This window comes from Janthinobacterium sp. DSP2-3-3 (assembly GCF_049897325.1).
Taxonomy (GTDB): domain Bacteria; phylum Pseudomonadota; class Gammaproteobacteria; order Burkholderiales; family Burkholderiaceae_D; genus Janthinobacterium.
The window spans coordinates 194,214-217,573 of the sequence record NZ_JAFCWA010000010.1 but is presented as its reverse complement, the minus strand read 5'-3'; the positions used below and the strand labels follow the sequence as shown (position 1 = coordinate 217,573).

Genomic DNA, 23,360 nt, shown 5'->3' with positions numbered 1-23,360 from the left:
GACATGGACTTTCATTTTAATCAGGAACAGCAGCAATTTGCCGACGCGCTCAGGCGTTGGGTCGCCAAGGATTACCCGTTTGAAACGCGGCAAAAAATCATCCATACATCCACGGGCACGTCCGACGCGGCCTGGGCCACCCTGGCCGAGCTGGGCATGACGGCTTTGCCGCTGCCGACCAGCGCGGGCGGCTTCGACGGCACGGCCGTGGACATGCTGCTGGTGATGCAGGAACTGGGCCGCGGCTTGGTGGTCGAACCCTATTTCGCCACCGTGCTGGGGGCGCGCTTCGTCACCCTGGCGGGCGGCCACGATGCCGTGCTGGAACAGGTCGCCAGCGGCAGCCTGAAGCTCGCTTGTGCCCTGGGCGAACGGCAGTCGCGCCACGATATGCACGACATCGCCACCACGGCCACGGCCAGCGGCGATGATTTCGTGCTCGACGGCGAGAAAACCGTCGTCATCCATGGTGCGCAGGCGGGCGCGCTGATCGTCTCGGCGCGCAGCGGCGGCCGCCAGGATGACACGGATGGCATCTCGCTATTCCTCGTACCCGTTGACACGCCGGGCGTGAGCGTGCGCGACTACCGCACCATCGATGGCCAGCGCGCCGCCACCGTCACCCTCGTGCACGTGGTGCTGGGGCATGACGCCCTGATTAGCCAGGCGGGGCAGGGCTGGCCGGTGCTGGATGCCGCGCTCGACTATGGCGCCGCCTTGCTGTGCGCGGAAGCCGTGGGCGCCATGGATGCGATCTTTGCCGCCACCCTCGAGTACCTGAAGACGCGCCAGCAATTCGGCGCGCCGATCGGCAAATTCCAGGCCTTGCAGCACCGCATGGCCGACATGTTCATCCACCTGGAGCAGGCGCGTTCGATGGCCATGCTGGCCGCCGCCAAGGTCGATAGCGACGACGTGGCGGAGCGCCGCCGCACGGTCTCGGCCGCGAAGGCGCGGGTGGGACTGGCCGCCACCTTTGTCGGCCAGCAAGCCGTGCAATTGCATGGCGGCATGGGCGTCACCGACGAATTGCCTGCCGCCCACCATTTCAAGCGCTTGAGCATGATCGCCCTGACCCTGGGCGATGTGGAGCACCATATCGAGCGTTTTATCGCCCAACCGGGCTTTTTGCCGACGGAGACCGCATGAGCGCATGGACCGGAATCAAACCTAAGCACTGGTATTTCGAAGATTTTACGCAAGGCCTGGAAATCGACCTGGGTCAGCGCCACGTGACGGAAAAGGAAATCATCGCCTTCGCCACGGATTTCGACCCGCAACCGTTTCACGTCGACCATGCGGCCGCGGAAAAAACCATTTTCAAGGGCCTCATCGCCAGTGGCTGGCATACCTGCGGCATGATGATGCGCCTGGTGGTGGACAATCTGCTCAAGCATTCATCCAGCATGGGCTCGCCCGGCCTGGACAGTATCCGCTGGTTGCAACCCGTGCGCGCGGGCGATACCTTGCAGCTGACGTACCAAGTCAAGGAAGTGCGGCCATCCACGTCGAAGCCGGACCGCGGCATCGTCATTTCCGTGTGGAGCGTGCGCAACCAGCATGGTGACGTGGTGACGACGGTGGAAGGCATGGGCATGTTCGGCCGCCGCCCGGTGGCGCCAGTGGAGCAGAACCATGCGTGATATCGCCGGCATCGCCGGTTTCCAGGCATTGGCGGGGCAGCATGTGGCCGTTTCCGACTGGCTGACCATCACCCAGCAGCGCATCGACACCTTTGCCGACGCCACGGACGACCATCAGTGGATTCATGTGGACGCCGAGCGCTGCGCGCGCGAGTCGCCGTACGGCTGCACCGTGGCGCACGGTTTCCTGACCTTATCCTTGCTGCCGGCCATGCTGGCGGGCGCTTTGCACATGGCCGGTATTCGCATGGCCATCAACTATGGCTTGAACAAGGTGCGTTTTCCCGCGCCCGTGCCCGTCGGCAGCCGCTTGCGCGCGCGGCTCGACATTCTTTCCGTCGAGGACGTGCCGGAAGGGGCGCAAGTGAACTGGGCCGTCAGCATGGAAAGGGAAGGCGATACGAAACCCGTGTGCGTGGCGGAGTTTTTGATGCGCTGTTATGCGTAAATAATCAATCTCACTAATCAATCTCACTCCCCCTCCGACGCGCAATACCTGTCCCGCCCCGTATGCTTGGCGCGGTACAGCAGGGCGTCGGCGGCACGGATCAGGGCGCTGGGGTCCATGCCTTCGGTGGGCATGGCGCTGGCCACGCCCAGGCTGACGGTGACCTGCGGGCCGACGCTGGACCTGGCATGCGCGATGTGCAGGGCGCGTACTTCATCGAGGACGCGCTGGGCCACCACTTCGGCCCCTTCGCGCGTTTCCTGCGGTAGCAGGATGATGAATTCCTCGCCGCCGTAGCGCGCCAGCAGGTCGGGCGGGCGCACGGCGCAGCGGCGCAGGGCGGCACTCACCTGTTGCAGGCACAGGTCGCCGGCCTGGTGGCCATATGTGTCGTTGTAATCCTTGAAGTGGTCGATATCGGCCATGATGAGGGCCATCGGCACGCCATCGCGCGCGCAGCGTCGCCATTCGCTGTCCATGGTGTCGTTGAAGCTGCGGCGGTTGGCCACGCCCGTCAGCGAATCCGTCAGCGACAGTTCGCGCATGGCGTCGGCCTGGCGCTTGATGGTCAGCTGGCTGCGCACGCGGGCCCGCACGACGGCCGCGTTGAACGGCTTCGTGATGAAATCGACGGCGCCCGCTTCCAGCGCCCGTGTCTCGTCTTCGGGCTGGTTCAGGGCCGTGACGAAGATGACGGGAATGGCGCTCAGGATGGCCGATTGGCGCAGCGCATTGCACACGGCATAGCCATCCATGCCGGGCATGACGGCGTCGAGCAGGATCAGGTCGGGCAGTTGATTATGTGCAATTTCCAGCGCTTTCTCTCCGCTCAGGGCGAACAGCACCTCATGTTCCTCGCGTAGCAGCTGGTGCAGGATCTGGATGTTTTCCATGGCGTCATCGACGATGAGGATGCGCCCGTTCATGGCAAGGTTGGTCCAGCTCACTTGTTTTCCTCTCGTTTCAGCTGATCGAGCACGAGTTTTTCCGCTTCGGAAAAATGTAATGTCTCGATCGCGTTTGCCATCGCCAGGGCCGCTTCCTGGTCTGACTGTTGGATGGCGGGGTGCAGGGCGTGGAATTGCGCCAGCGCCTTCAGATTATTGTTGCGGATCAGGACGAGCAGCTCGGCCAGGCCGGCGCGCAGGTCGAGCGTTACGCTGCCGGGCGCGGCCTGCGCCGGCTGCCCGCGCCGCAAGGACGAGGGCGAGGGCAGGGTGCGTGCCGCCTCGATGACTTCGATCATCGCCAGTTCCAGCTGTACCAGAAAGGCTGCGACAGCGTGCGCGCGGCCTTCTTTCAGTGCCTTTTCCGCCTTGCCGGCCAGGCTGGCGACATGCGCGGCGCCCAAGTTGGCCGCCACGCCGCACACGCGGTGCAGCAGTTGCGCTGCGTGCCGCGTCTGACCATCGGCCAGCAGGCGCCGGGTTTCCTCGACGGCGTCGCCTTGCGAATTTTCAAAGCGCTTGAGCAGGGCCAGGAAGGCGCCGTAATCGCCGCCGAAGCGTTGCAGGGCCGCAGCCAGGTCGATGCCGGGCACCGCCGCCGGCACCTCCGGCACGGGCGCGACGGCATGACCGGCCCGGACGGCGCTGTCGCCGTCGCCGTCGCCCAGCGGTGCCGGCACCAGCCGGGTCAGGGTCTGGATCATGTCGTCGACATCGATGGGCTTTGCCACGTGCGCATTCATGCCGCTGGCGATGGCGCGCAGGCGGTCTTCGTCCATGGCATTGGCCGTCATGGCGATGATGGGCAGGTCCGGCAAGCCCAGTGCGCGGATGGCCAGGGTGGCGTCATAGCCATTCATGACGGGCATCTGCAAATCCATCAGCACCACATCCCAGGCCTGCGGGGTTTGTGTCAGCAAGTCGACGGCCAGACGGCCGTTGGTGGCCACGGCCACGCGCGCGCCCGAGTGCAGCAAAATGTACTGCGCCACTTCCTGGTTGATTTCATTGTCTTCCACCAGCAGCACGCGCATGCCTTCCAGCAAGCCCGACAGGGGCGTGGAGACGGGCGGCGCGGAAGGGACGCTGCGGCCTTCGCGCACGGCCGTCACGGCCGCCAGCAGGCGCGCCGGGGTGGCCGGTTTCGAAACGATGCCGGCCAGCATCAGGCTGTCGGCCATGCGTTCGAGGTTTTCGCTGTCCTGGTCGGCCACCAGCATGATCACCGGCGGCAGCGCCAGGTAGTCATCGGCGCGTGCCTCGGTGAGCATGGAAATGCCATCCATGCCGGGCATCGCCGCGTCGAGCAGTACCAGGTCCGCCACCGGCCCGCCACTGGCGTGGGCGCGCAGCAGCGCCAGTCCGGCCGCGCCGCTGTCGGCGCTGCGGCTGTGCCAGCCCTGCGCCGCGCACCAGTCTTCCAGCATGGCGCGCACGCTGGCATTGTCGTCGATGATCAGCAGCGACAGGGCCTTGGAGGCGCTCTTGCCCGGCGGCTCGGGCGGTGGTACCACCTTGTCGAAGCGGCAGCAGAAGCGGAAGTTGGAACCCTCGCCCAGCGCGCTTGTCACGCTGAGTTTGCCCCCCATCAATTCCACCATGCGCCGGCAGATGGCCAGTCCCAGTCCCGTGCCGCCGTATTTGCGGCTGGTGCCGCTGTCGCCCTGGGAAAACGCGTCGAAGATGCGTTCCTGCTCGGCCGCGCCGATGCCGATACCCGTGTCGCGCACGGAAAACTCGAGCGTCGCGCCGGTCGCATCCTCGGCCACCTTGGCGATGGCCAGCACCACTTCGCCATGCGAGGTGAATTTGATAGCATTACCCACCAGGTTGATGAGGATCTGCTCCACGCGCAGGGCATCGCCGATCAGTTCGTCCGGCACGCCGGGGTCGAGCACGAATATGGGCTCCACGCCGCGCGCCCAGGCGCTGCTGGCCAGTAGCACGCCGACACTGCTCAGCATGCGTTCGAGCTGAAAGCGGCGCTGTTCCAGCACCATCTGTCCCGCCTCGATCTTGGAAAAATCGAGCACGTCATTGACGATATTGAGCAGCGACTGCGTGGCCATCTGGATCTTGCCGACATAGCTGCGCTCGCGCCGTTCCAGCGGTGACTCTTCCAGCAGGCGCGCCAGGCCGATGATGGCATTCATCGGCGTGCGGATTTCATGACTCATGTTGGCGACGAATTCGCTCTTCGCGGTGCTGGCCGCCTCGGCCTTGTCGCGCGCGCGCACCATTTGCTCGTTGAGGTCGTGCAGGCGCAATTCCGTGCGCTTGAGTTCAGACACGTCCGAGGCCAGCACGAAGAAGCCGCGCACGCCGCCGCCGTCGTCGATGTCGGGGATGTAGTTGGTCCACGTGTGGCACACCTGGCCGGCGGGATCGAGCAGGTCGCGCTCGAAGCTTTGCGGCCGGCCCGCCAGCACGCCCTCGACATGGGGCGCATACACGTCGAACAGTTCCTGCCCCAGCAATTCGCGCATGTGGATGCCGGCCAGCTCGGCGCTGCTGCGGCCAAACCATTCGTTATAGAATTTATTGGCAAAGCGGCAACGCAAGTCGGCGTCCCAGTACGACACCATGCCGGGCAGGTTGTCGGTGACAGTGCGGATGAAGCGCTCGCTTTGCTCAAGGCGCCAGGTGGTGGCGTGCAGCACCTCGGTGGCGCGCTTGCGCTCCGTGATATCGATCGATACCCCCAGCACGTGGCTGGCACGCCCCGCATCGTCGCGCAAGACCACCTTGCGCGTGGTGAAGTGGCGCGTGCTGCCGTCGGCGGTGTTGATCGCTTCCTGTTCGATTTCCACCATCTGTCCCGTGGCCAGCAGCTTGCGGTCGGCGCTGACGAAGGCGGCCGCCTGCTGCGGCGGGAAGAAGTCGTGGTCGGTCTTGCCCAGCAATTGCTCGCGCGAGCGCCCCAGGGTCAGTTCCGCATGGCGGTTGATCATTTCAAAGCTCAGCTTGTCGGCGCGCTTGACGAAGACCATGGCCGGGAGGTTTTCGATGATGGTGCCGAACAGATGTTTCGAGCGGCGAAATTCCGCTTCGCTGCGCTTGCGCTCGCTGACGTCCAGCCACAGGCCCGATACGCCCAGCAACTGCTGGTCCGGGCCGAAAATCGGGTGATACGAGACGATCCAGTGGCTCAGCTGTTCGCGCTGCTGCCCGCTGTGGCCTTTCAATTCGATATCGACGATGGGCATGCCCGTCTCGATCACCTGGCGCACGCAGCGCTCCACGTCTGCGCGCACGGCGTCGTCGAACAGCATGGTGCCCACGGGACGGCCAAGATGCTGCGTCACGCTGCCCCCGTTGATGGCGGCCAGATAGTGGTTGAGCATGACGATGCGCAGGTCCAGGCCCACGAACAGCATGCCGATGGGTGCCGTCGCATACACGGTTTCCAGCAGGCGCGTGGATTTTTCCAGGGCCAGCGTGCGTTCGGCTACCAGGCTTTCGAGCTGCGTGCGGTGGCGCCGCAAGTCGCGTTCCAGCATCCCCAGGGCGCTGGCCATGTCGGCCGATTCGCGGTCCGCGTGCTTGTTCGAAAGCAAGGGTTTGCCCTGCGCCAGCGCGTGGATCTGCAAGGTCAGTTCCTGCAAGGTGCGGGCCAGGCGGCCGCCCACGCGCCAGGCCAGGGCAAAGCCGGCACCCAGCAGCAGGGCCAGGACGACCGAGCCCGTGACTACCGAGCCCAGCAGGGCTTCGGCCACCGTGCTGGTGCGCATCGTGACGGCCACGGTCCAGCTGTCGTCGGGGGCGCGGCGAAAGCCCGTATACACCTCCAGGCCTTCCAGAGTGGCATGGCGCAGCACGCCTTCGCGCGCCTGGCGTATCTGTTCCAGCAGGGGCGCCGCGCTGCGCTGGCCCACATAGCGCTGTGGCGCCAGGGTGCGCGCCACGTTGATGCCGTCGGCATTGATGATGACCGCGCCCAGGTAGGCCGGCAGGTGCAGCTCGCGCAGCAGCACGGGCAGGTAGTCGGGCGGGTACAGCGCCGTCAGCACATACGCGGGACCTTTGTCACGCGGCAAGGGTTGGTTCAGGGCCAGCCGTGGCACGTCGTCCGGCGCCATCAGCAGGCTGGTCAGCCGCGGCTTGCCGTACTCTCGCGCGCGCTGCATGCTGGCGGCCCATTTTTGCGGCAAGGGGGGCGGCGCCAGGTTGGCGCGCAGGGCCGTATTGATCAACTGGCGTCCCTTGGCATCAGAGACGATGAAGGCACTGACGGCCAGGCCCGGCTGCAACAGGCTGTCGGCCAGGATGCGCAGGGCGCCGATGTCGTCGGCTTGCAGGGCGGGCGAGGCAGCGAAAATGCGCGCGGCCATCTGGGCGCCGCTCAGGTCGCGTTCGACGGTGGCGGCGACTGCCCGTGCCGCCTGCGCCGTTTCGCTGACGACATGGTCGCGTTCGCGCGTGTAGCTTTGCACCACGAGCAGGAGAAACACCAGCGCCGTCGGAATGACCCAGGCGAACACCAGCCATGAAATTCGTGAGCGTATCGAAGGCAAATCTTGCACCCGGAAAGCTCCCAGAATGGATGAGTCGACAGGCAGGCTCACGCTGGCGCTGGCTGACCTTGAATGAAAAGATGCTAGACGAAATTGATTGCTCTGACAAGCCTAGTTTCTGGAGTGGGAAAAAGCTTGTGCAAGGAATACAGATGCAGTGTCGTGCTGCGTTGCGCTGATGGCAGGCGGGCGAGGTGCGCATCCCGCCATGGCGGCGGGATGGCAAAGGAAGCTTACGGGACGACGGTCAGCACATCGACATCGATTTCCGGACTTTCCATAAAGTCTTTTTCCACTTCGCCACGGATTTCCACCTGGGTCCTGGCATCGATCTTGCGGTTCAGGAAGACCTTGTCATCGATGTCCACGCGGATTTCCGCCGTGCCGTCGGAGAAGGTGTATTTCTCCTTGCCCACTTTGCGCAGCAGGTGGCCGCGCAGCACGACGGCCTGGTCGTCGACGGGATTTTTCAGGATCGCAGCCACGCTGCTGGGCGCGATCGGGCCGGCCGTCGGCCCCACGTATTGGGCTTGCGCGCTGCCGCCCAGCAAGGCACTGGCGGCGGCCAGGGAGACGATGAGTGTGCGGTGCAGTGACATGGTATTCCTTTGATAGTGACTGGCGGCTCAGAAAAAGACGGCGGTGCGGGCGATGATAGCACCGGCATTGCCATATGGCATGTTCGCCCGCACGCTGCCCGTGCTCGCCACGCCATCGTCGAGCTTGCTGTCGATCTGCTCGGCGTAGCTCTCGGGCAAGTTGTCGAAACGGATGCCATTGCCGGCGCGGCCGCCCACTTCATCGTTGTACAGGTAGACGGCGCCGCCCTGGGCGCTGGTCATGAATTGCGAGGTGCCGTTGTAGGAACCCGTGATGAAGCCGCCCAGCGCCAGGTGTTGCGGCGCCAAGGTGAATTCGCGCGGCTGGCCGTCGCCGATCTGGCCGTCGCCATTGCCGTTGCCGGCCGAGTTGGGCACGTGCACGGTGCCCTGGATATCATCGCCGGGCAGGGCGCGGAATTTGTCTTGGTAGGCGTTGACGGCGGCCGTCAGCGCATTCGATTGCTGGATGATGTTTTTCACCTTGGCGCTGTCGATCAAGCCTTGCCCCTTGAGCACGCCACCGAGCAGCAGGCCGATAATGACCAGGACGATGGCGATTTCTACGAGTGTAAAGCCGTGCTGGCGACGTGGAGGCATGGGGATTTCCTTGGAAAAGAGTGCTGGGGCTTGGTATGGCAGTTTACTGCAAATGTTATCGGGCGCATGGCATTTCGGGCGGCGGGTCATGGCGCCACCTTTGCTTTCTTTGCGGCAAGTGGGTTGGCAAGTTGCTTGGCAAGTTGCTTGGCAAGTTCGTCGAGCCGGCGCGCCAGGAAAGCCAGCTCGTGCGGGTCGGTGATCTGGCCGCTGGCGATCAGGCCGCCGATCACCAGGCGGGCGCTGTCGAGCTGGTCCATGTCTTCCAGGATGAATGCTTCCATCTCGCGCACCCAGGCTGGCACCTGCGGCCCCGTCGCCAGCTGGCGCAACTCGCGCGCATACGACAGGGCCAGCGGCAGGTCGTGCAACTGGTGCTTGGCCGCCAGCACCGCCTGCGCCATGGCGGGCCAGCGACGGTCCGGGTCGGCGGCAAAGCTGGCGGCGACAAAGGCCAGCATGCGCCGCGCGCGCTGTGGATCGGCCACGCCCGCATACACTGTACTGGCGGCCACCAGCGCGTACTGGCTGCGCGGATCGAGCGTTTGCGTCGTGTCCAGCCAGCCGGCCAGGCGGTCATAATCGAGCTGGCGCCACGGCAGGCTGACGCCGGGTTGGTCTTCGAACGATTGCAGGTACAGCAGCATGGCCTTCGACATCGCCAGCGGCTCGCCCAGGCTGGCCAAGCGCGCCACGGCCGCTGGCGGCGGCGCAGGCAGGGGCTGCGCCTGGGTGGGAGCGTGCTGCAGCGCCAGGCGCCAGCCCAGCTGCAGCAGCAGACATGCGGCCAGCAGCCAGCACAGGGGGCGCGGCACGCTCGACCAGGGGCGCTGGGCGCTGGCCATCAGATGTTGCGGCGGTAAAAGTCGCACAGCGCGCAGCTGGCCAGCAAGCCGACATAGATGGCTGTCTGCGCCGCCACGCGGCCCAGGGCTTGCCAGTCGCCGGTCGCGTACAGCAGCCAATCGGTGCGCGTAAAGGCGTCGAGGCGGGGCAAGAGCAGGGCCAGCACGTCGATGGCGCCGGCCGTGGCCCGCTGCAGCCAGGAGTCGCCCGCCTGCGCGCCGTGCGCCAGCAGTTGCAGGCTGCCCAGCATGCGCGCCAGCACATAGAAGCCGCCGGTAGCGGCAAGCGCGGGCAGGGCCTGTTGCAGGCTGGCCGCGCACAGCAGGCTGAAGGCGGCGACGATCCATAGTTCTCCCAGCAGTGACAGCGCCCACAGCGCGCTGTGCGCGGGTGCGGCGAACAGCGCCATCAACAGGCCGAACAGCAAGGCGGGCACGGCCGCCAGCGCTGCGTAGCCCAGCAGTTTGCCCAACAGGTAGGCCGCGCGCGGCATGGGCAGGGCCAGCAGCAATTCAAGGCCCCGCTCGGCCGCTTCGCGCGCCATACTGGTGATGATGAACGTGGCCAGCAGGAAGACGCTGACCAGGCGCAGGGTGGCCGCCAGCAGCGCTGCCTGCACGGCGCCGCTTTCCGTCAGCGCCAGTTGCTGCAGGAAGCCGGCCAGGGCGGCGGCGCCGCAGGCGGCCAGCACGAATAGCCACAGCAGGCGGCTGCGCAGCGCTTCGAGCAGCGTGTAGCGGGCGATGGTGAGGGCGGGCCGGAGCATCGACATGGGTATCTGCATCAGCGGGGCAGCCTTTGGGCCGCTACCATGCGGTTGAACAGGATATTCGGCGACAGCCAGGTAACCAGGTCGTCGAACTCGCCGCCTGGCTGCTGCGGGCCGCTGGCGGCGCGGCTGATGAAGGTGGTGGCGTTCGATGCATTGTTGCGCTCGTCGACATTGTTGCCGAAAGGCACAGCCTGGCGCTGGCCCTGCACGCTTGTGGCGCCAAAGCCGTTCTTGCCTTGGGACATGATCATGGCGGGGATGTCGTTCAGCGCCGTCGCCTGCAACAACGCGCCGCCATTGCGCGTGACGATGCTGATGTCGCGCGGCGTGGAAAGGCTGAAGAGCTGGCCGCTGTCGCTGAAGGCCGGCGTCACGCTGTAGCGGAACAGATTGTTCCAGCTGTCGCCTTGACGCAGCCCCAGCGTGGCCCACGGCAGGAAACCGGCGCGTTTTTCACCATTGCAGCGGACGCCGCGCCGGTCTTCCAGGCCATTGCCGGCGGAAATGGCGGGACACGGCAGGTAGCCGTAGCGCAGCGCGTAGCCCGTCAGCGCCTCCTTCGCTTCATTGAGCGCCTGTTGCGTCTCGGCCACCTTGCGCTGCTCCAGCTGCACCGTCAACGGTGTGACCAGACCGCCTATCATCAGGCCGACGATGACCAGCACGATGGCGATCTCGATCAGGGAAAAGCCGCGCTGGCGGCGGTACGGCAGAGGGCGTGCGCTCATGGCAGGTTGCGCGCGGCGCGCATGCGTTGGTACAGGGTGGGCAAGGTGATCCAGGTGAGCATGTCGTCAAAGGTGCCGCCCGGCAGCGCGGCATTGTCGGTGGCGGGGCGGGCAATGAAGCTGCGGCTGGCGCTGTCGTTGGCCGCTTCATCGACATTGTCGCGTGCCGTATTGATCTGCGTCACGCCGCTGGCGGCCGTGCCGTGATGATCCTTGCCCTGCGAAAACAGCACGACAGGCAGGCATTGGGCGCTGACGTCGCACAGTGCCTGGCCCGCCACGAAGGCGAATTCGCCGCGGCGGTCGCGGCCCAGCACGACGCGGTTGGCGACGGCGGAAAACGAGACGATGGGTGCGCGCGCCATTTCCGGCGTGACGCTGTAGCGCAGCAGCTTGCCCCAAGCGTCACTGCCCGCCACGCCCAGCGCCACCCACGGCAGGAAGCCGCTGCACTCGGCGTCGTCGGTGCAGTCGGCGGCCCGCTCGCGCCCGTCGAGGGCGGAGGCGGCCGGACGGGGCAGGCGGCCTTGCGTGGCGGCAAAGCCCAGCAAGGCTTCGCGCGCCTGCGCCAGGGTGGCCAGGGTGCGCTGCTGGCGTTCGGCCTCGCCCGACTTGCGGCCGAAGGCGCTGATCAAAAGGCTGGCCGCCCCCAGGCCCAGCACTGCCACCAGCAGGAGCAGGGCCGCGCCGCGCTGGCGATGTGGCTGTCGTGGCGTCATGGCTGTGTCTCCTGTGCCTCGGTGACCGTGCCGCTGGCCGGGTCGTAGCGCTGGCCAGGTTTCAGCAGCACCACCTGGCCCGTCGACAGGCGCAAGGTCAGGGTGCCGGCTGCGCCGGACTTGTCGCGCGCGAGACGGTTGTGCGGCTCGTTCTGCGCTTCCTGGTTCAGCCAGACGGTGGAGCGGCCGCTGCTGCGCAGCACCACGCCATTCAATTCCACGGGCGGGGCGGGTGGCGGCGATGGCGGCGGCGGGGGCGGTGCCAGGGCGGGATCGGCCGCCGGCGGCCCGTAGCGCTGCGCATCGATCTGGGCGCGCTGCTCGGGCGACAGGAACAATCGCCCCAGCTGCGGTGTCTGGGCGCGGGCCGTGAGCGCGCTGCCGGCCAGCAGTGCGCACAGGACGAGGGCGCGCAGGAGGTTCGCGCGCAGGAGGATGGCGCGAAGGATGAGGGTGTACTTCATGGCCGCTCCAGTTCGGGCACGGCCATGCTGCCCAAGGTCAGCCATAGCAGCTCGCATTCGGCGCCCAGCGTGGGCGTCCCTCCACTGCCGCCGCCGGCCGCTGCCTGGCGCTTGAGCGTGCAATCCTGCACGGCGAAATAGCCGGCCTGGCGCAAATCGTCCAACAGGTTCAGCAAATCCATCTCATGCAGCAAATCCATCTGCAGGCGCATGCGGCTGCCGTGCAGATGATATTGCCCCATCACCATGGGCAACGGCACTTGCAGCCCTTGCTGCGGGCTGATGTCATAGCTGATCGGCAATAATTTGCGCTGTTCCTGGCTGCGGCGGATGGCGTCGATCCAACCCAGGCGGTTTTCCTCGCCGATCAGGCCGCGCTGGCGCAAGGCTAAAAATTGCGGTTCGTAGGCGCGGATTTCCTGCTTTTCCGCTTCCGCGTGGTTGAACAGGGTGGCCGCTGCCGTGCGCGTATGCTGGGCCAGGTACAACTGTTGCGCTTCGCGCATGCGATAGGCGGCGCTCAGGCTGAGCAGCACCAGGCTGACCAGCAGGGTCAGCGCAAAGCACAGCAGGGCGTTGCGCACCAGGTGCAGTTCGCCCAGCCAGGCGGGCAGGGTACGCGTGGGCGTGCCGGTTCGCTGCATGCCGGGCAGGGGCGCTTGCTTGACGGGGCCGCTCATGGCTGCCACGCGAGCAAGAGGGTAAAGCGGGCCTGGCTGTCCGGTGCCGGCGCGGCGCTCTTGCCGGACAGGGTCACGCTGGGACGCAGGTCGAGCGGCGTTTCCGCTATCGTCACCTGCATGCCCGGCTGGCGCGCCAGGGTTTGCGCAAAGGCCGTGATGGCGGCCAGTGCGGCGCGGTAGTCATTGTTCGGCATGGCCACGTCCGCTTCCAGGCGCAGCGCCTGCGGCGGCGCGACAGGGATGCCGGCCAGGGCGCTGCGGGGCGGCGCACTAGCACCCTGCTGCTGCTGCGGTGGCTGGCCGCTGGCGGCGCGCGCGGGCGCCCGTCCCGCATGCCAATGCAGCTGGCTGAGCGCAACCTGCGGCGCCTGGTCCAGCGCGGCGCTCAGCATGCCCAGCAGCCGGCCCGGCTCCGGCGCCTGGCTGGCGATCATCTGGCCCAGGGTCACGGCCACTTTCATGTTTTGCGTCTTGGCTGGCGCCGGCGGCTGCGCCGACATGACGATGCGGTAGCGCTCCTGGTAGGACGCCGTTTCCTGCGCCAGGCGCTGGGTGGCGGCCCCGTCGGCTATGCCGCCGAGCAAGTTAATCGCGCACCACAGCGCGGCCGACCCACCGATCAGCGCGCTGGCGCCGTACAGCGTGTTGCGCGCGCGCTGGAAGTGGTAATAGCGGGCCAGCGCACCAGGCGGATAATGGCTGGGCGGCGGATGCTTGCCCAGCAAGGTCAGCAGCAATTCGTCGGCCAGCGCCGGCGTCTGGCGCAAGCCTACCCGTTCGCCGGCCTGCTGCAGGTCGATGAAGTGATAAGCCACTTCGACACCGTTGTCGCACAGCAGTTCGAGCTTGGCGATCTGCGCTGCCGGCGCCAGGATGACGGTATTGAGCATGTCGCCGCGCGCCAGCATGCGCGTGCTGGTGAGAAATTGCCGCGTCTTTTCCGTTTCCAGCGCAATATTCACGGCCACGCCGTCGAGCGCGATGGCCAGGGTCTGGCGCGAAAAGCGCAGCTGGCCCTTTTCATAATAGCTTTGCCGCAAGCCGCCCGATTGCTGCGTCACCAGCAGCAGGTGTTCGTGCGCGATCGACAGCTTTTTCACCAGGGCAATACTCAGCAGGCTGGTTGAGTAGATGCCGGCCACGGGCACGCGCAAGTGCTCAAGCGCCTCCGTCCACGGCTGCAGCAAGGTGGGGTTGGTCAGCGCAAAGAACAGCACCTGGTCGTCGTGGCGGCCGGTGCTTTCACGGCCCAGCAGGGTGCTGCCCCGGTAGGGCGTATCGCGGTGCAATTGCTGCTTGCGCCGCTCCAGCAGCGCCCGGCCCGCCTTGCCGCGCACGTGGGGCAGCAGCTGGCGCTGGAAATCTTCCTCGATCAGATCCGTCAGCAGGTAGGCGGGCACGCCTGACCGCTGTGCCTGCGTATCTTCCAGCCACGCGGCGAAGTCGTCCAGCCCGGTTGCGCTGGCGGGGAAGGTCTGGCCCTGGCCCAGCACGCCGTGGTCCCAGTCGTAGGCGCACAGGGCGTCGCTGGTAATGTAGAGTAATTGTTTGCGGAACACGGCGGCCTCAGATCTTGATTGTGCTGATAGTGTCGTAAATCGGCCCCAGCACCGACAACATGATCCAGCCCAGCAGCAGGCCCAGGATGACCGTCATGGCCGGCTCAATCATGGCCTGCACTTTTTCGATCAATTCCTTCACTTCGCGGTTGTAAAAGTAACTGACATTGCGCAAGGCCGTGTCCAGCGAACCCGTTGCTTCGCCCACCTTCAGCATGCGGATCACCAGCGGCGGAAAGATGCCCGTGTGCTGGAAGGCGGCGGTGACGCCGTAGCCCTCGCTGATCAGCTGGGCGGCGCGGCGCAGGCCGGCCGCCACCACCTGGTTACCGGCGATGCCTTCGGACAGGCGCATGCATTCCAGTATGGTGATGCCGGAAGCATACATCAGGGCAAAAAACGTGGCGAAGCGGGCCAGGATGATCTTGTGCAGCACTGGCCCGACCAGCCACAGCCGCAGTTTCAAGCCATCCCAGGCATAACGGGCCGCCTCGCTGCGGCGGATCAGGGCGCGCAGGCCGAAGAACAGCAGCACGGGCAAGGCCAGCAGCAGATACCAGTAGGCGATGAAGACATTCGATACGGCAATGAGCACGCGCGTATGCAGCGGCAGCTCGCCGCCCATGTTGCTAATGAAGGCCGTCAGCTGTGGCACGAGGTAAATCATCAGGAAAAACGTCACGGCCGCCACGACGATAGCCACGATGACGGGGTACATGATGATCTTGCGCGTCTGCGAGGCCAGCTCGTCCTGCCATTTTAAACTTTCCGACAGGTTCTTGAACACCTCGGCGATCCTGCCGCTTTGTTCGCCCGCCAGGATCAGGCTGGTGAATGTGGCGTCGAAGATGTCGCCATGCTGGGCCAGCGCGCCCGACAGCGGCAGGCCGCCTTCGATGCTTTCAATGAGATCCGTGACGACTTCGCGCAGGCGCGGGTGATCCGTGCTTTCGCGCAAGTCGTTCAAGCCTTCCAGGATGGGCACGCCGGCGCCCGTCAATTGTTCCATGTGGAAGCAGAAATTGATCAGGTCGCGGCGGTGGATGATGCGCTTGCCCAGCAGCACCAGATACTGGCCCGTGATTTTGCAATCGATCAAGTCGAGTTGCATGCGGTGCAAACGCGCTTCCAGGTCCGGCACGTTGGCCGCCTCCATGCTGCCGGGAATCAGGGCGCCGGCGGCATCCATGGCGCGGTAGACATATTGCGCCATCAGGCCAGCCTTTCCGTCAGGTCGACCACGCGGCCCACTTCTTCCAGGGTCGTCACGCCTTCCAGCACGCGGCGCATGCCATCGTCGACGATGCCCTTGAAGCCGGCCGCGCGCGCCGCGTTCTTCAATTCGCGGCTACTCGCGCGGCGCGCCGTCAATTCATCGAGTTCGGCCGTCATCTTGAGGATTTCCATGATGGCCAGCCGGCCCTTGTAGCCCTGGTGCACGCAGCGCTCGCAGCCGACAGCGCGGCAGATGGACACGGGCGCATCGTCCGCCGTCAAGCCCAGCAGGCGGCGCTCGACGTCGTCGGCGACCGTCGTTTCCTTGCAGTGCGGACACAAACGGCGCACCAGGCGCTGCGCCACGATGCCGATGATGTTGCCGGCCATGATGTCGGGCAGGATGCCGATGTCGAGCAGGCGCGCGACGGAACCGATGGCCGAGCTTGTATGCAGGGTGGAATACACCTGGTGGCCCGTCATGGCGGCGGCAAAGGCCATTTCCGCCGTTTCGCGGTCGCGGATCTCGCCCACCAGGATGATGTCCGGGTCTTGCCGCATCATCGAGCGGATGCCGTCGGCAAAGCCCAGCTTGACCGATTCGTTGACGGAGGTCTGGCGTATCATGTTCATCGGATACTCGACCGGGTCCTCCAGTGTCATGATGTTGACGCTTTCCGTATTGATATGGTTGAGTATCGAATACAGGGTGGTGGTCTTGCCGCTGCCCGTCGGGCCCGTCACGAGGATCACGCCGTCGGGGCGCGCGATCATTAATTTGAGCAAGTTGAGTTCCGCCTCGGCCAGGCCCAGGGCGTCCAGCGGGACGATGCCTTTTTGCCGGTCCAGCACGCGCAGCACGACGTTTTCGCCATGCGTGGTGGGCTGCGCCGAGGCGCGGAAGTCGATTTGCCGCCCGGAAAACTTGATGCTGATGCGCCCATCCTGCGGCGCGCGCGCCTCGGCGATATTCATATTCGACATCACCTTCAGGCGCACGGCCATGGCCGGCCAGTACGATTTGTGCAGGCTGCGGATTTGCCGCAGGATGCCGTCGATGCGGTAGCGGATGCGCAGGAACGACTGTTCCGGCTCGAAATGGATGTCCGAGGCGCCATTCTGCACGGCGTCGGCCAGCAGTGCGTCGATCAGGCGCACCATGGGCTGGCTGTATTCGTCCGACGGCGAGGCCATGCTTTGATAGCTGACTTCGCCCGTTTCGATTTCGTGCAAAATGCCGTCGATCGACAGTTCGAAGCCATAGTACTGGTCGATGGCGCGTGAAATGTCCGATTCGTTGACCAGCACGGTGGATATCGTGATGCCCTTGACCAGCATGGCGCTGATTTGATCGAGCGCGACGATGTTGCTGGTGTCGGCCATGGCCAGTATCAGGTTGTCGGCTTGCCGTTCATACACGATGGGAAACACGCGGTAGCGCTTGGCCACGTCTTTCGGGATCAGTTTCAAGGCGATGGCGTCGACCACCAGGCTCGCCAGGTCCGCGCTGACCTGTTTCAGGTTTTCGCTGAGCGCCTCGCGCACGGTCGCTTCCGTGACGAAGCCCAAGGTGATGAGCAGCTTGCCCAGCGGTTCGCTGCTGCGCCGCTGCTCGATCAGGGCGATGCGCAACTGGTCTTCGCTGATCACGCCTTTCTGGATCAGCAACTTGCCCAGCGGAAGTTTTGCCTGTTCTGCCATGTAGTGCTTATTCCTAACGGGGTGTGATGATGGCCGGCTCGGCCAAGTCGCGCAGACGCGTTTGTACCACGGCCCGGTCGAATGCGGCGGGCGTGGTTTGCGCCAGGGTCAATGCGCGCTGGTAATACGTGGCGGCCAGCCTGGGCTGGTTCAGCCGGTCCAGGCCCACGGCCAGGTTGAAGGCATAGTCGGGATTGCCGGGCGCGGCGCCGTAGGCGCGGAAAAATTGCTGCTGCGCTTCGTTCCAGCGGCGTTGCTTGGCATACACGTTGCCCAGTGCAAACAGCACGGGGGCGCTGTCGGGCGTGCGCGCCAGGATGGCTTTCAGTTTTGCCTCGCTCTGCACCACGTCGCCCTGGCGCAGGCCGATCAGGCCGGCCAGCGCCTCGCCATCGTCGGGATTGATTTCCAGCAAACGTAGGTACAGCGCTGCCGCCTGCGCGCCCTGGTTTTCGCGCAGGGCCACGGCCGCCAGGCCCAGCAACGCGTCGCGGTTATTCGCATCCTGCCGCAGCACGGTTTCATATTGCTGTCGAGCAAGACCCAGCTGGCCCCCGTTGAAGGCCTGGTAGGCTTGCTGCACGCCGGGGTTGATTTGCAGCGCGGCAACGCTGCGCTGCACCTGGATCTGGCTATTCTCGGGCGCGGCCACGGGCGGCAGGCTGGCGGGCGCGGGCGGCGCCATGTGCGCCAGCTGCGCTGCCACGGCGGCCTGTGCCGCCGCCTGGATCATGGCCTGCTGGTTTCTTGCCTGCTGTTCCACCGCACCCGCTTGCTGGCGCGCGTCGCGCGGGTAGTCCGGCGGCAAGGCGGCGGGTGCGGGCGGAGCATCGGGCTGCGTCGCCCCCGTTGCCGACACCACTACGATGGGAGCGGCGCCACCGGCCGTGCCCGGGGCATCCGTCAGCGGCATGGGCACGCCGGGCAGATTGGCGCCCGCGCCCGGGCTGGTGCTGGCGCGCCAGTACCAATATGCCATGGAAGCGGCCACCAGCAGCAGGATCGCCAGCAGTACAGCCATTCGCACGGTGGCCGGGTCGACGCTGATGGGCCCCGTGGGGCCTTTCGGTGGCGTATTGCTGCGGCTGGCGCGTGGCCGGGCGGGTGGCGGTTCCGGGCGCGCACGCGGCGGCTCGGCAGGCGGGCCTGGCTGCGGGTTTGACTGTAAGCCTGGCTGTGAACCCGGCTGGGCGCCACTGGGCGCGGGCGGCGCGGGTGCATCCGGCAGCGGTTCCAGGCTCAAGGTGCTGGCAGGCTGCACGGGTGGTGCGGCAGGCACGGGACGCAGCGGCAGGGCGTCGGCCGGTGCCAGTTCCAGCACCTGGTCGTAGGCTTCGGACGGCTTTTCCAGTTCCTCGTCGGCAAGGCTGTTCTGCTTGGCGCGCTCGGCCTTCTTGAGCGCCTGCATCAGCAAGCTCATGGGAAGTCTCCCTGCAGTCGCGCCTGCGGCTGAACGGGTGCCGCTGGCGGGCCATCCGTGTACGGCTGGCTGTTGAGCGGCGCCTGGCCGGGCAGCAGGTAGCGGTAGTCGCGGTAATCGCCATCGACGCTGGCATCTTTGACCACTACGGGGCGCATGAAGATCACCAGCTCCGTCTTGCTGCTCGCCTCATTGCGATAGGTAAACAAATTGCCCACCAAAGGCAGGCTGGACAGGCCCGGCACGCCATCCCTGGCGTTATCGAGGGAATCTTGCATCAGGCCGCCCATCACGGCGATCTGGCCATTGCCCACTTTCATGATCGATTCCAGCTCGCGCGCCTGGATCACGGGCACGCGGCTTTGCACATTCGCCGTGGCCAGTGCCGGATTCGGATCTTGCACGTAGCCCACGATGCGCGTAATGGTGGGGCGCACGTTCAAGGTCACTTCATCGCTGTCGGAAATCTGCGGCGTGACGCTCATGACGAAGCCGACAGGCACCGTTTCCAGTTTCGATTCATACGTGGCCGGCGTGGTGATGGTGCCGGTCGAGCTGATCACGGCGGGCGTCACCTTGATGGTAAAGAAGACATTGTTGTCGACTACCTTCAGCATGGCCGTCTGATTGTTGAGCACGCTGATCTTCGGGCTGGATAGCACTTTCACCTTGCCGAACGATTCGAGCAACTGGATGGTGGTGGAAAAACTGTCTTTCAGATAATTGAGCAGGAAAATGCCAGGCGTGGCGTTGGGCGTGACGCCGCTGGACAGGGCTGCCGTGCCCACTTGCCCCTGGCGCAGCTGCAGGCTGCCCGTCAGGCGCGACCAGTTGATGCCTTGCTGGTATTCATTGCTCAGGCGCACTTCGATGATGGTCGCCTCGATCAGCACTTGCCGCTTGGCGCTGTGCACGACCGCGCCGAGGAATGCGGCAATCTTTTCATGCTGGCGCCCCGTGGCCCGCACGGCGATCAGCCCGCCCTCCACGTTGACGACGACCGACGAGGGGCTGCCCTTGTTGGCCAGTTTCAACAGCGGCATGCCGTTCACGTCCAGCGGCTGGCCAGGATTGGCGTTCTGGCTGGCCACCTGCTGGCCCGGTGCCGGCGCATATTGGGTGCCATACTGTCCGCCATTCTGCATTGGCGGCTGGGCGCCGTACTGGCCCGCCGCGCCCGTCGCGGGGACATTGCCAGCCTGGTTCTGCGGCTGGCCAGGCTGTCCTTGCAGCCCCTGCTGGCCGGACACGTTCGTCAATTGCTGGTTCAGCTGCGCCAGTGGGTCCACCTGCACGTCGTTGAGCGTGGTCTCGCGCAGCAGGTCGCGGATATTTTTTTCCAGGCTATACCAGAAATTATTTTCCGAACGATTCACCACCAGGGTGGTCGAATTGTTATTGCCATTGCCGCCGCTGCCTTGCGTGTTGCCGACAGGGTTGCTGGTGTTGCCACCGCCACCGCCGGCCGTAGAAATTTGCGTGGCAATATTCACGCTACTGTTGGTGCTGCGCGCGATGTTGACGTAATCGACCTTGTAATTGCGCCACACGGGCGCGTCGGGCAGCACCGTCAGGTTCTTGCCATCGATTTCGTAGCGCATATCGACTTGCTTGCCGATACGCGACAGCAGTTGCGGCAGGGTCTGGTTCAGCGCATTCAGGGTGACGCTGCCCTCGATCTGCGGATGGATGTCGATATTCATGCCGGCGTCGCGCGCCAGCGCAAACAGCAGCGATTGCACGGGCACCTTGTGCACGGTGACGCTGTAGGTTTCCACTTTGGGCGCCGGCAGGGGGGCTGCCAGCGCACTGCTTTGCTGTACTGGTTCGGGAATCGCGCCGGCGGGGCGGGGCGGTGCATTGATGTGGCTCGGCGACAGCGGCGTTTGATGCGCGGCGCAGCCGGCCAGCAGGGTGCTGCAGGCGAAGGCGACCCAAGAGGCCAGCACAGGAATAGGGTGTTGATTCATGAAAAGTTCGCCCTTGGAGTCGTGTTGTGCTTTTGTAATTTTACCCAGCATGATGGCCTAAAAGCAATCGGCTGTGCAGGCTTGGGAGGCAATATGCAGAAATAAAGTCAGGGTGTACCACGTCCCGTTTTTGCCGTAGCCAAGGCTTTCATTTCCGTGCGGATACTGTTTATGTCGCTCAGCAATATTTTCTGTGGCGACGCCTGGGCCAGTCTGGCCCAAACGGCTTCGGCGCTGGCCCGGTCGGCAAAGCTGCCGTAGACGATCGCCAGGCGCGCGACGCCGCCGCTGGGTGCCTGCGGTGGCGTCGCCTGCCGCGCTTCGGACAGAGTACCGGGCGGCGTATTTGGCGCGATATTTTTCGGAAATGCGCCAGGCAGGCGAAAGACATGGATGTCGCGCAGGCCGATGGCTTGCTGCGCCTGCTGCAAAAATGTTTCTGCCGCGGCCGTCTCGCTGGCTGGCAGGCTGGCGATCTGCAGCACCAGTTGCTGCGGCCCTTGCTGTGCCAGCCAGTCGCGCGATTCGGCCAGCTTGCTGTCGAGCAGCGTTGACGGTGCTGCCGTCCGAGCATCGGCGTGCGCGATAGTGCTGGACGGGGGGCTCGAAGCCGGCGCCATCTCCGCCGCTGTCTGGCCCTGGCTGCTTGCCAGCCATTGCCACAGCAGCGCAGCGGCCAGTACCAGCATCAGCGCGCTCAAGGCCCCCGCCAGCAGCTTGCCTGCGTGCCATGGGGCGCGGTAGAAGGGGCTGTCGGCGATGGCCAGGCGCACATGGTGCGCGCTCACTTGCTGCGCATCGTCCGCATACGCGGCCAGCAAGGCTTTGTCGGCCAGGATGTTGATCCTGCGCACGATGCCTTGCGCGGCGCGCGCCAGCAGGCGCAGCGCGGCCGGGGTGAAAACGAGCGGCGCCATGCGGCCGGCGGCGGCCAGGCGGCACGCCAGATAATCGTTCAACAAGGCCTGCGGCAGGCATGGCACGGTAAAACTGTGGGTGATGCGTTCCTTTAACTGGCGGAACTGGGGCAAGTCCAGGGTGTGCTGCAATTCCGGCTGGCCAAACAGCACGATTTGCAGCAGCTTGTGGCTGGCTGTTTCCAGGTTCGTCAGCAGACGCAGTGCTTCCAGGGTGGGGCCCGGCATGGCTTGCGCCTCTTCGGCCAGCAGCACCACCTGGCGCCCGGCCGCATGCCGGGCGATCAGCTCGCCATGCAGGGCGCGCAGCACGGCATCGGCGCGGCAGCCGTCCAGTTCGAGGCCCAGTTCGGCGGCGATGGCGTGCAGGACTTCGTCCGGTTCCAATCGGGGATTGAGCAGGTACAGCACGTCCACCTGGGGCGGCAGGCGTTCGGCCAGCATGCGGCACAGCATGGTCTTGCCGCTGCCCACTTCGCCCGTCAGCTTGATGATGCCTTCGCCTTGCGTGACGGCATATAGCAGCGCATCGAGCAGGGCGCCCCGTGTATTGCCCGTATAAAAGAAGGCCGGGTCCGGGGTAATGCCGAAGGGCGCCGTGCGCAAGCCGAAATGGCGCAGGTACATGCCGTGCGGGGATGGTGCGTAAGGCCGCTCGGACGGCGCCTGTAGCGTGGCGTGCGTGTCGGCGTTCATGCAGCGATGCAATTGAGGAAAGCCTGTTCCAGGCTGGCGCCCGCCACACCGCCATGGCGCGCGCGGCATTCGGCGGGCGTGCCTGTAAACACGATGCGGCCCCCATGCAAAATGGCCATGCGGTCGCACAATTCTTCCACATCGGCCAGCGCATGCGAGGTGAGCAGGGCGCCGCGACCTTGCGCGCGCGCCTGCCGCAGCACTTGCTTGAACTGCGCGCGCGCCTTCGGGTCGAGTCCGCTCATCGGCTCGTCCAGCAGCAGTTGCGGCTTGCCCGACAGCAAGCAAGCGGCCAGCCCCAGTTTCTGCATCATGCCTTTCGAATAGTCGCGCGCGGGGCGCAGCAAGGCGTCCGGCGCCAGGTCCAGTGCGCCCAGGACTTGCCGCAGCGCTTGCGCATCGGGACGCACATTGTGCAGGCGCGACAGATAGCGCAGAAAGTCGTCGCCTGTCAGGTAATAGGGCGCCTGGAAACGTTCCGGCAGAAAGGACAAGGGCTGGCGTGCCGCGCCGTGCCGGTGCGGCTGGCCGAAAATGGCGATCTCGCCTCGCTCGGGCGTGCAGAAGTCGAGCAGGCATTTCAGTAGGGAAGTCTTGCCCGCGCCATTTACACCGACCAGGCCGAACAATTCCCCCGCGCGTACCTGCAGGTCGACGCCGCGCAGCACGGCGCTGCCCGCCAATTGCAGATGCACGTTGTGAAACTCGATGGCGCAAACGTTCATAGGGTAATAGTCGGCAGGCAAGACGGCGTACGACCACCATTATTGCCGTGGGCGCAGGTGGGCGGCAAGTGTTTCCTTGCAGAGTGTTGAAATGCGCGAAAATCAAGCCACGGAATGTATTTTCTTTAAGAAACAACAGGTTCTGGAATAAAATAGCCCCGCGCGCCGCTGGCGTGTAGCATCTGTTGAATCTG

The 23,360-nt window shown here is 65.4% G+C and carries 20 protein-coding genes; 3 read left to right on the top strand and 17 right to left on the bottom strand.

The genetic code is table 11. The features are described 5' to 3' along the window. The first annotated feature begins 3 nt into the window (after nucleotides 1–3). The 3 genes from ACP7DE_RS20525 to ACP7DE_RS20515 are packed head-to-tail and all read left to right on the top strand — an operon-like array spanning nucleotide 4 to nucleotide 2,091. Nucleotides 4–1,149: an acyl-CoA dehydrogenase family protein gene (locus ACP7DE_RS20525; RefSeq protein WP_426073808.1), complete on the top strand. Its 1,146-nt coding sequence runs from the start codon at nucleotides 4–6 to the stop codon at nucleotides 1,147–1,149. Then, entirely contained in the window at nucleotides 1,146–1,643 is a 498-nt protein-coding gene (locus ACP7DE_RS20520) for a MaoC family dehydratase (RefSeq protein ID WP_426073807.1), read from the top strand. Before ACP7DE_RS20525 ends, ACP7DE_RS20520 begins: the two co-directional genes overlap by 4 nt. Then, nucleotides 1,636–2,091 carry a MaoC family dehydratase gene (locus ACP7DE_RS20515; RefSeq protein WP_426073806.1) on the top strand — a complete coding sequence of 152 codons (456 nt, stop codon included), beginning with the start codon at nucleotides 1,636–1,638 and terminating at the stop codon, nucleotides 2,089–2,091. Before ACP7DE_RS20520 ends, ACP7DE_RS20515 begins: the two co-directional genes overlap by 8 nt. A 23-nt stretch (nucleotides 2,092–2,114) precedes the next feature. On the opposite strand, the gene ACP7DE_RS20510 is transcribed toward ACP7DE_RS20515, so the two are convergent. The 17 genes from ACP7DE_RS20510 to ACP7DE_RS20430 form a co-directional block, all read right to left on the bottom strand. After that, the gene (locus ACP7DE_RS20510; RefSeq protein ID WP_426073805.1) at nucleotides 2,115–3,038 is read right to left on the bottom strand and encodes a diguanylate cyclase domain-containing protein; all 924 of its coding nucleotides are present in this window, start codon (nucleotides 3,036–3,038) and stop codon (nucleotides 2,115–2,117) included. Next, nucleotides 3,035–7,519: a PAS domain-containing protein gene (locus tag ACP7DE_RS20505; protein WP_426073804.1), complete on the bottom strand. Its 4,485-nt coding sequence runs from the start codon at nucleotides 7,517–7,519 to the stop codon at nucleotides 3,035–3,037. The genes ACP7DE_RS20510 and ACP7DE_RS20505 overlap by 4 nt, the downstream gene beginning before the upstream one ends. 266 nt (nucleotides 7,520–7,785) lie before the next feature. Continuing rightward, nucleotides 7,786–8,151, bottom strand: coding sequence for a YgiW/YdeI family stress tolerance OB fold protein (locus ACP7DE_RS20500; RefSeq protein ID WP_426073803.1), 366 nt, complete (start codon nucleotides 8,149–8,151; stop codon nucleotides 7,786–7,788). Between the two features lie 27 nt (nucleotides 8,152–8,178). Then, nucleotides 8,179–8,751 (bottom strand): prepilin-type N-terminal cleavage/methylation domain-containing protein, encoded by a 573-nt coding sequence (locus ACP7DE_RS20495; RefSeq protein ID WP_426073802.1) that lies wholly within the window; start codon nucleotides 8,749–8,751, stop codon nucleotides 8,179–8,181. An 86-nt stretch (nucleotides 8,752–8,837) separates the two neighbouring features. Further along, the gene (locus ACP7DE_RS20490; RefSeq protein WP_426073801.1) at nucleotides 8,838–9,596 is read right to left on the bottom strand and encodes a hypothetical protein; all 759 of its coding nucleotides are present in this window, start codon (nucleotides 9,594–9,596) and stop codon (nucleotides 8,838–8,840) included. Further along, entirely contained in the window at nucleotides 9,596–10,369 is a 774-nt protein-coding gene (locus tag ACP7DE_RS20485) for an ABC transporter permease subunit (protein ID WP_426073800.1), read from the bottom strand. Before ACP7DE_RS20485 ends, ACP7DE_RS20490 begins: the two co-directional genes overlap by 1 nt. A gap of 11 nt (nucleotides 10,370–10,380) precedes the next feature. Further along, on the bottom strand, nucleotides 10,381–11,097 hold the full coding sequence (locus ACP7DE_RS20480; protein WP_426073799.1) for a type II secretion system protein: 717 nt from the start codon (nucleotides 11,095–11,097) through the stop codon (nucleotides 10,381–10,383). Next, nucleotides 11,094–11,816: a hypothetical protein gene (locus ACP7DE_RS20475; protein ID WP_426073798.1), complete on the bottom strand. Its 723-nt coding sequence runs from the start codon at nucleotides 11,814–11,816 to the stop codon at nucleotides 11,094–11,096. The genes ACP7DE_RS20480 and ACP7DE_RS20475 overlap by 4 nt, the downstream gene beginning before the upstream one ends. Further along, complete coding sequence (locus ACP7DE_RS20470) at nucleotides 11,813–12,280, bottom strand: hypothetical protein (RefSeq protein WP_426073797.1); 468 nt, start codon at nucleotides 12,278–12,280, stop codon at nucleotides 11,813–11,815. Before ACP7DE_RS20470 ends, ACP7DE_RS20475 begins: the two co-directional genes overlap by 4 nt. Then, nucleotides 12,277–12,960, bottom strand: a complete 684-nt coding sequence (locus ACP7DE_RS20465; RefSeq protein ID WP_426073796.1) for a hypothetical protein — start codon at nucleotides 12,958–12,960, stop codon at nucleotides 12,277–12,279. Before ACP7DE_RS20465 ends, ACP7DE_RS20470 begins: the two co-directional genes overlap by 4 nt. Next, nucleotides 12,957–14,522 (bottom strand): hypothetical protein, encoded by a 1,566-nt coding sequence (locus ACP7DE_RS20460; RefSeq protein WP_426073795.1) that lies wholly within the window; start codon nucleotides 14,520–14,522, stop codon nucleotides 12,957–12,959. Before ACP7DE_RS20460 ends, ACP7DE_RS20465 begins: the two co-directional genes overlap by 4 nt. Nucleotides 14,523–14,529: 7 nt before the next feature. After that, entirely contained in the window at nucleotides 14,530–15,735 is a 1,206-nt protein-coding gene (locus ACP7DE_RS20455) for a type II secretion system F family protein (protein WP_426073794.1), read from the bottom strand. Continuing rightward, nucleotides 15,735–17,438, bottom strand: coding sequence for a GspE/PulE family protein (locus ACP7DE_RS20450; protein ID WP_426073793.1), 1,704 nt, complete (start codon nucleotides 17,436–17,438; stop codon nucleotides 15,735–15,737). The genes ACP7DE_RS20455 and ACP7DE_RS20450 overlap by 1 nt, the downstream gene beginning before the upstream one ends. Before the next feature lie 13 nt (nucleotides 17,439–17,451). Beyond that, complete coding sequence (locus tag ACP7DE_RS20445) at nucleotides 17,452–18,858, bottom strand: tetratricopeptide repeat protein (protein ID WP_426073792.1); 1,407 nt, start codon at nucleotides 18,856–18,858, stop codon at nucleotides 17,452–17,454. Further along, nucleotides 18,855–20,828, bottom strand: coding sequence for a type II secretion system protein GspD (locus tag ACP7DE_RS20440; RefSeq protein ID WP_426073791.1), 1,974 nt, complete (start codon nucleotides 20,826–20,828; stop codon nucleotides 18,855–18,857). Before ACP7DE_RS20440 ends, ACP7DE_RS20445 begins: the two co-directional genes overlap by 4 nt. A gap of 107 nt (nucleotides 20,829–20,935) precedes the next feature. Then, nucleotides 20,936–22,441 carry an ExeA family protein gene (locus ACP7DE_RS20435; RefSeq protein WP_426073790.1) on the bottom strand — a complete coding sequence of 502 codons (1,506 nt, stop codon included), beginning with the start codon at nucleotides 22,439–22,441 and terminating at the stop codon, nucleotides 20,936–20,938. After that, complete coding sequence (locus ACP7DE_RS20430) at nucleotides 22,438–23,136, bottom strand: ABC transporter ATP-binding protein (protein WP_426073789.1); 699 nt, start codon at nucleotides 23,134–23,136, stop codon at nucleotides 22,438–22,440. The genes ACP7DE_RS20435 and ACP7DE_RS20430 overlap by 4 nt, the downstream gene beginning before the upstream one ends. Nucleotides 23,137–23,360: the final 224 nt, after the last annotated feature.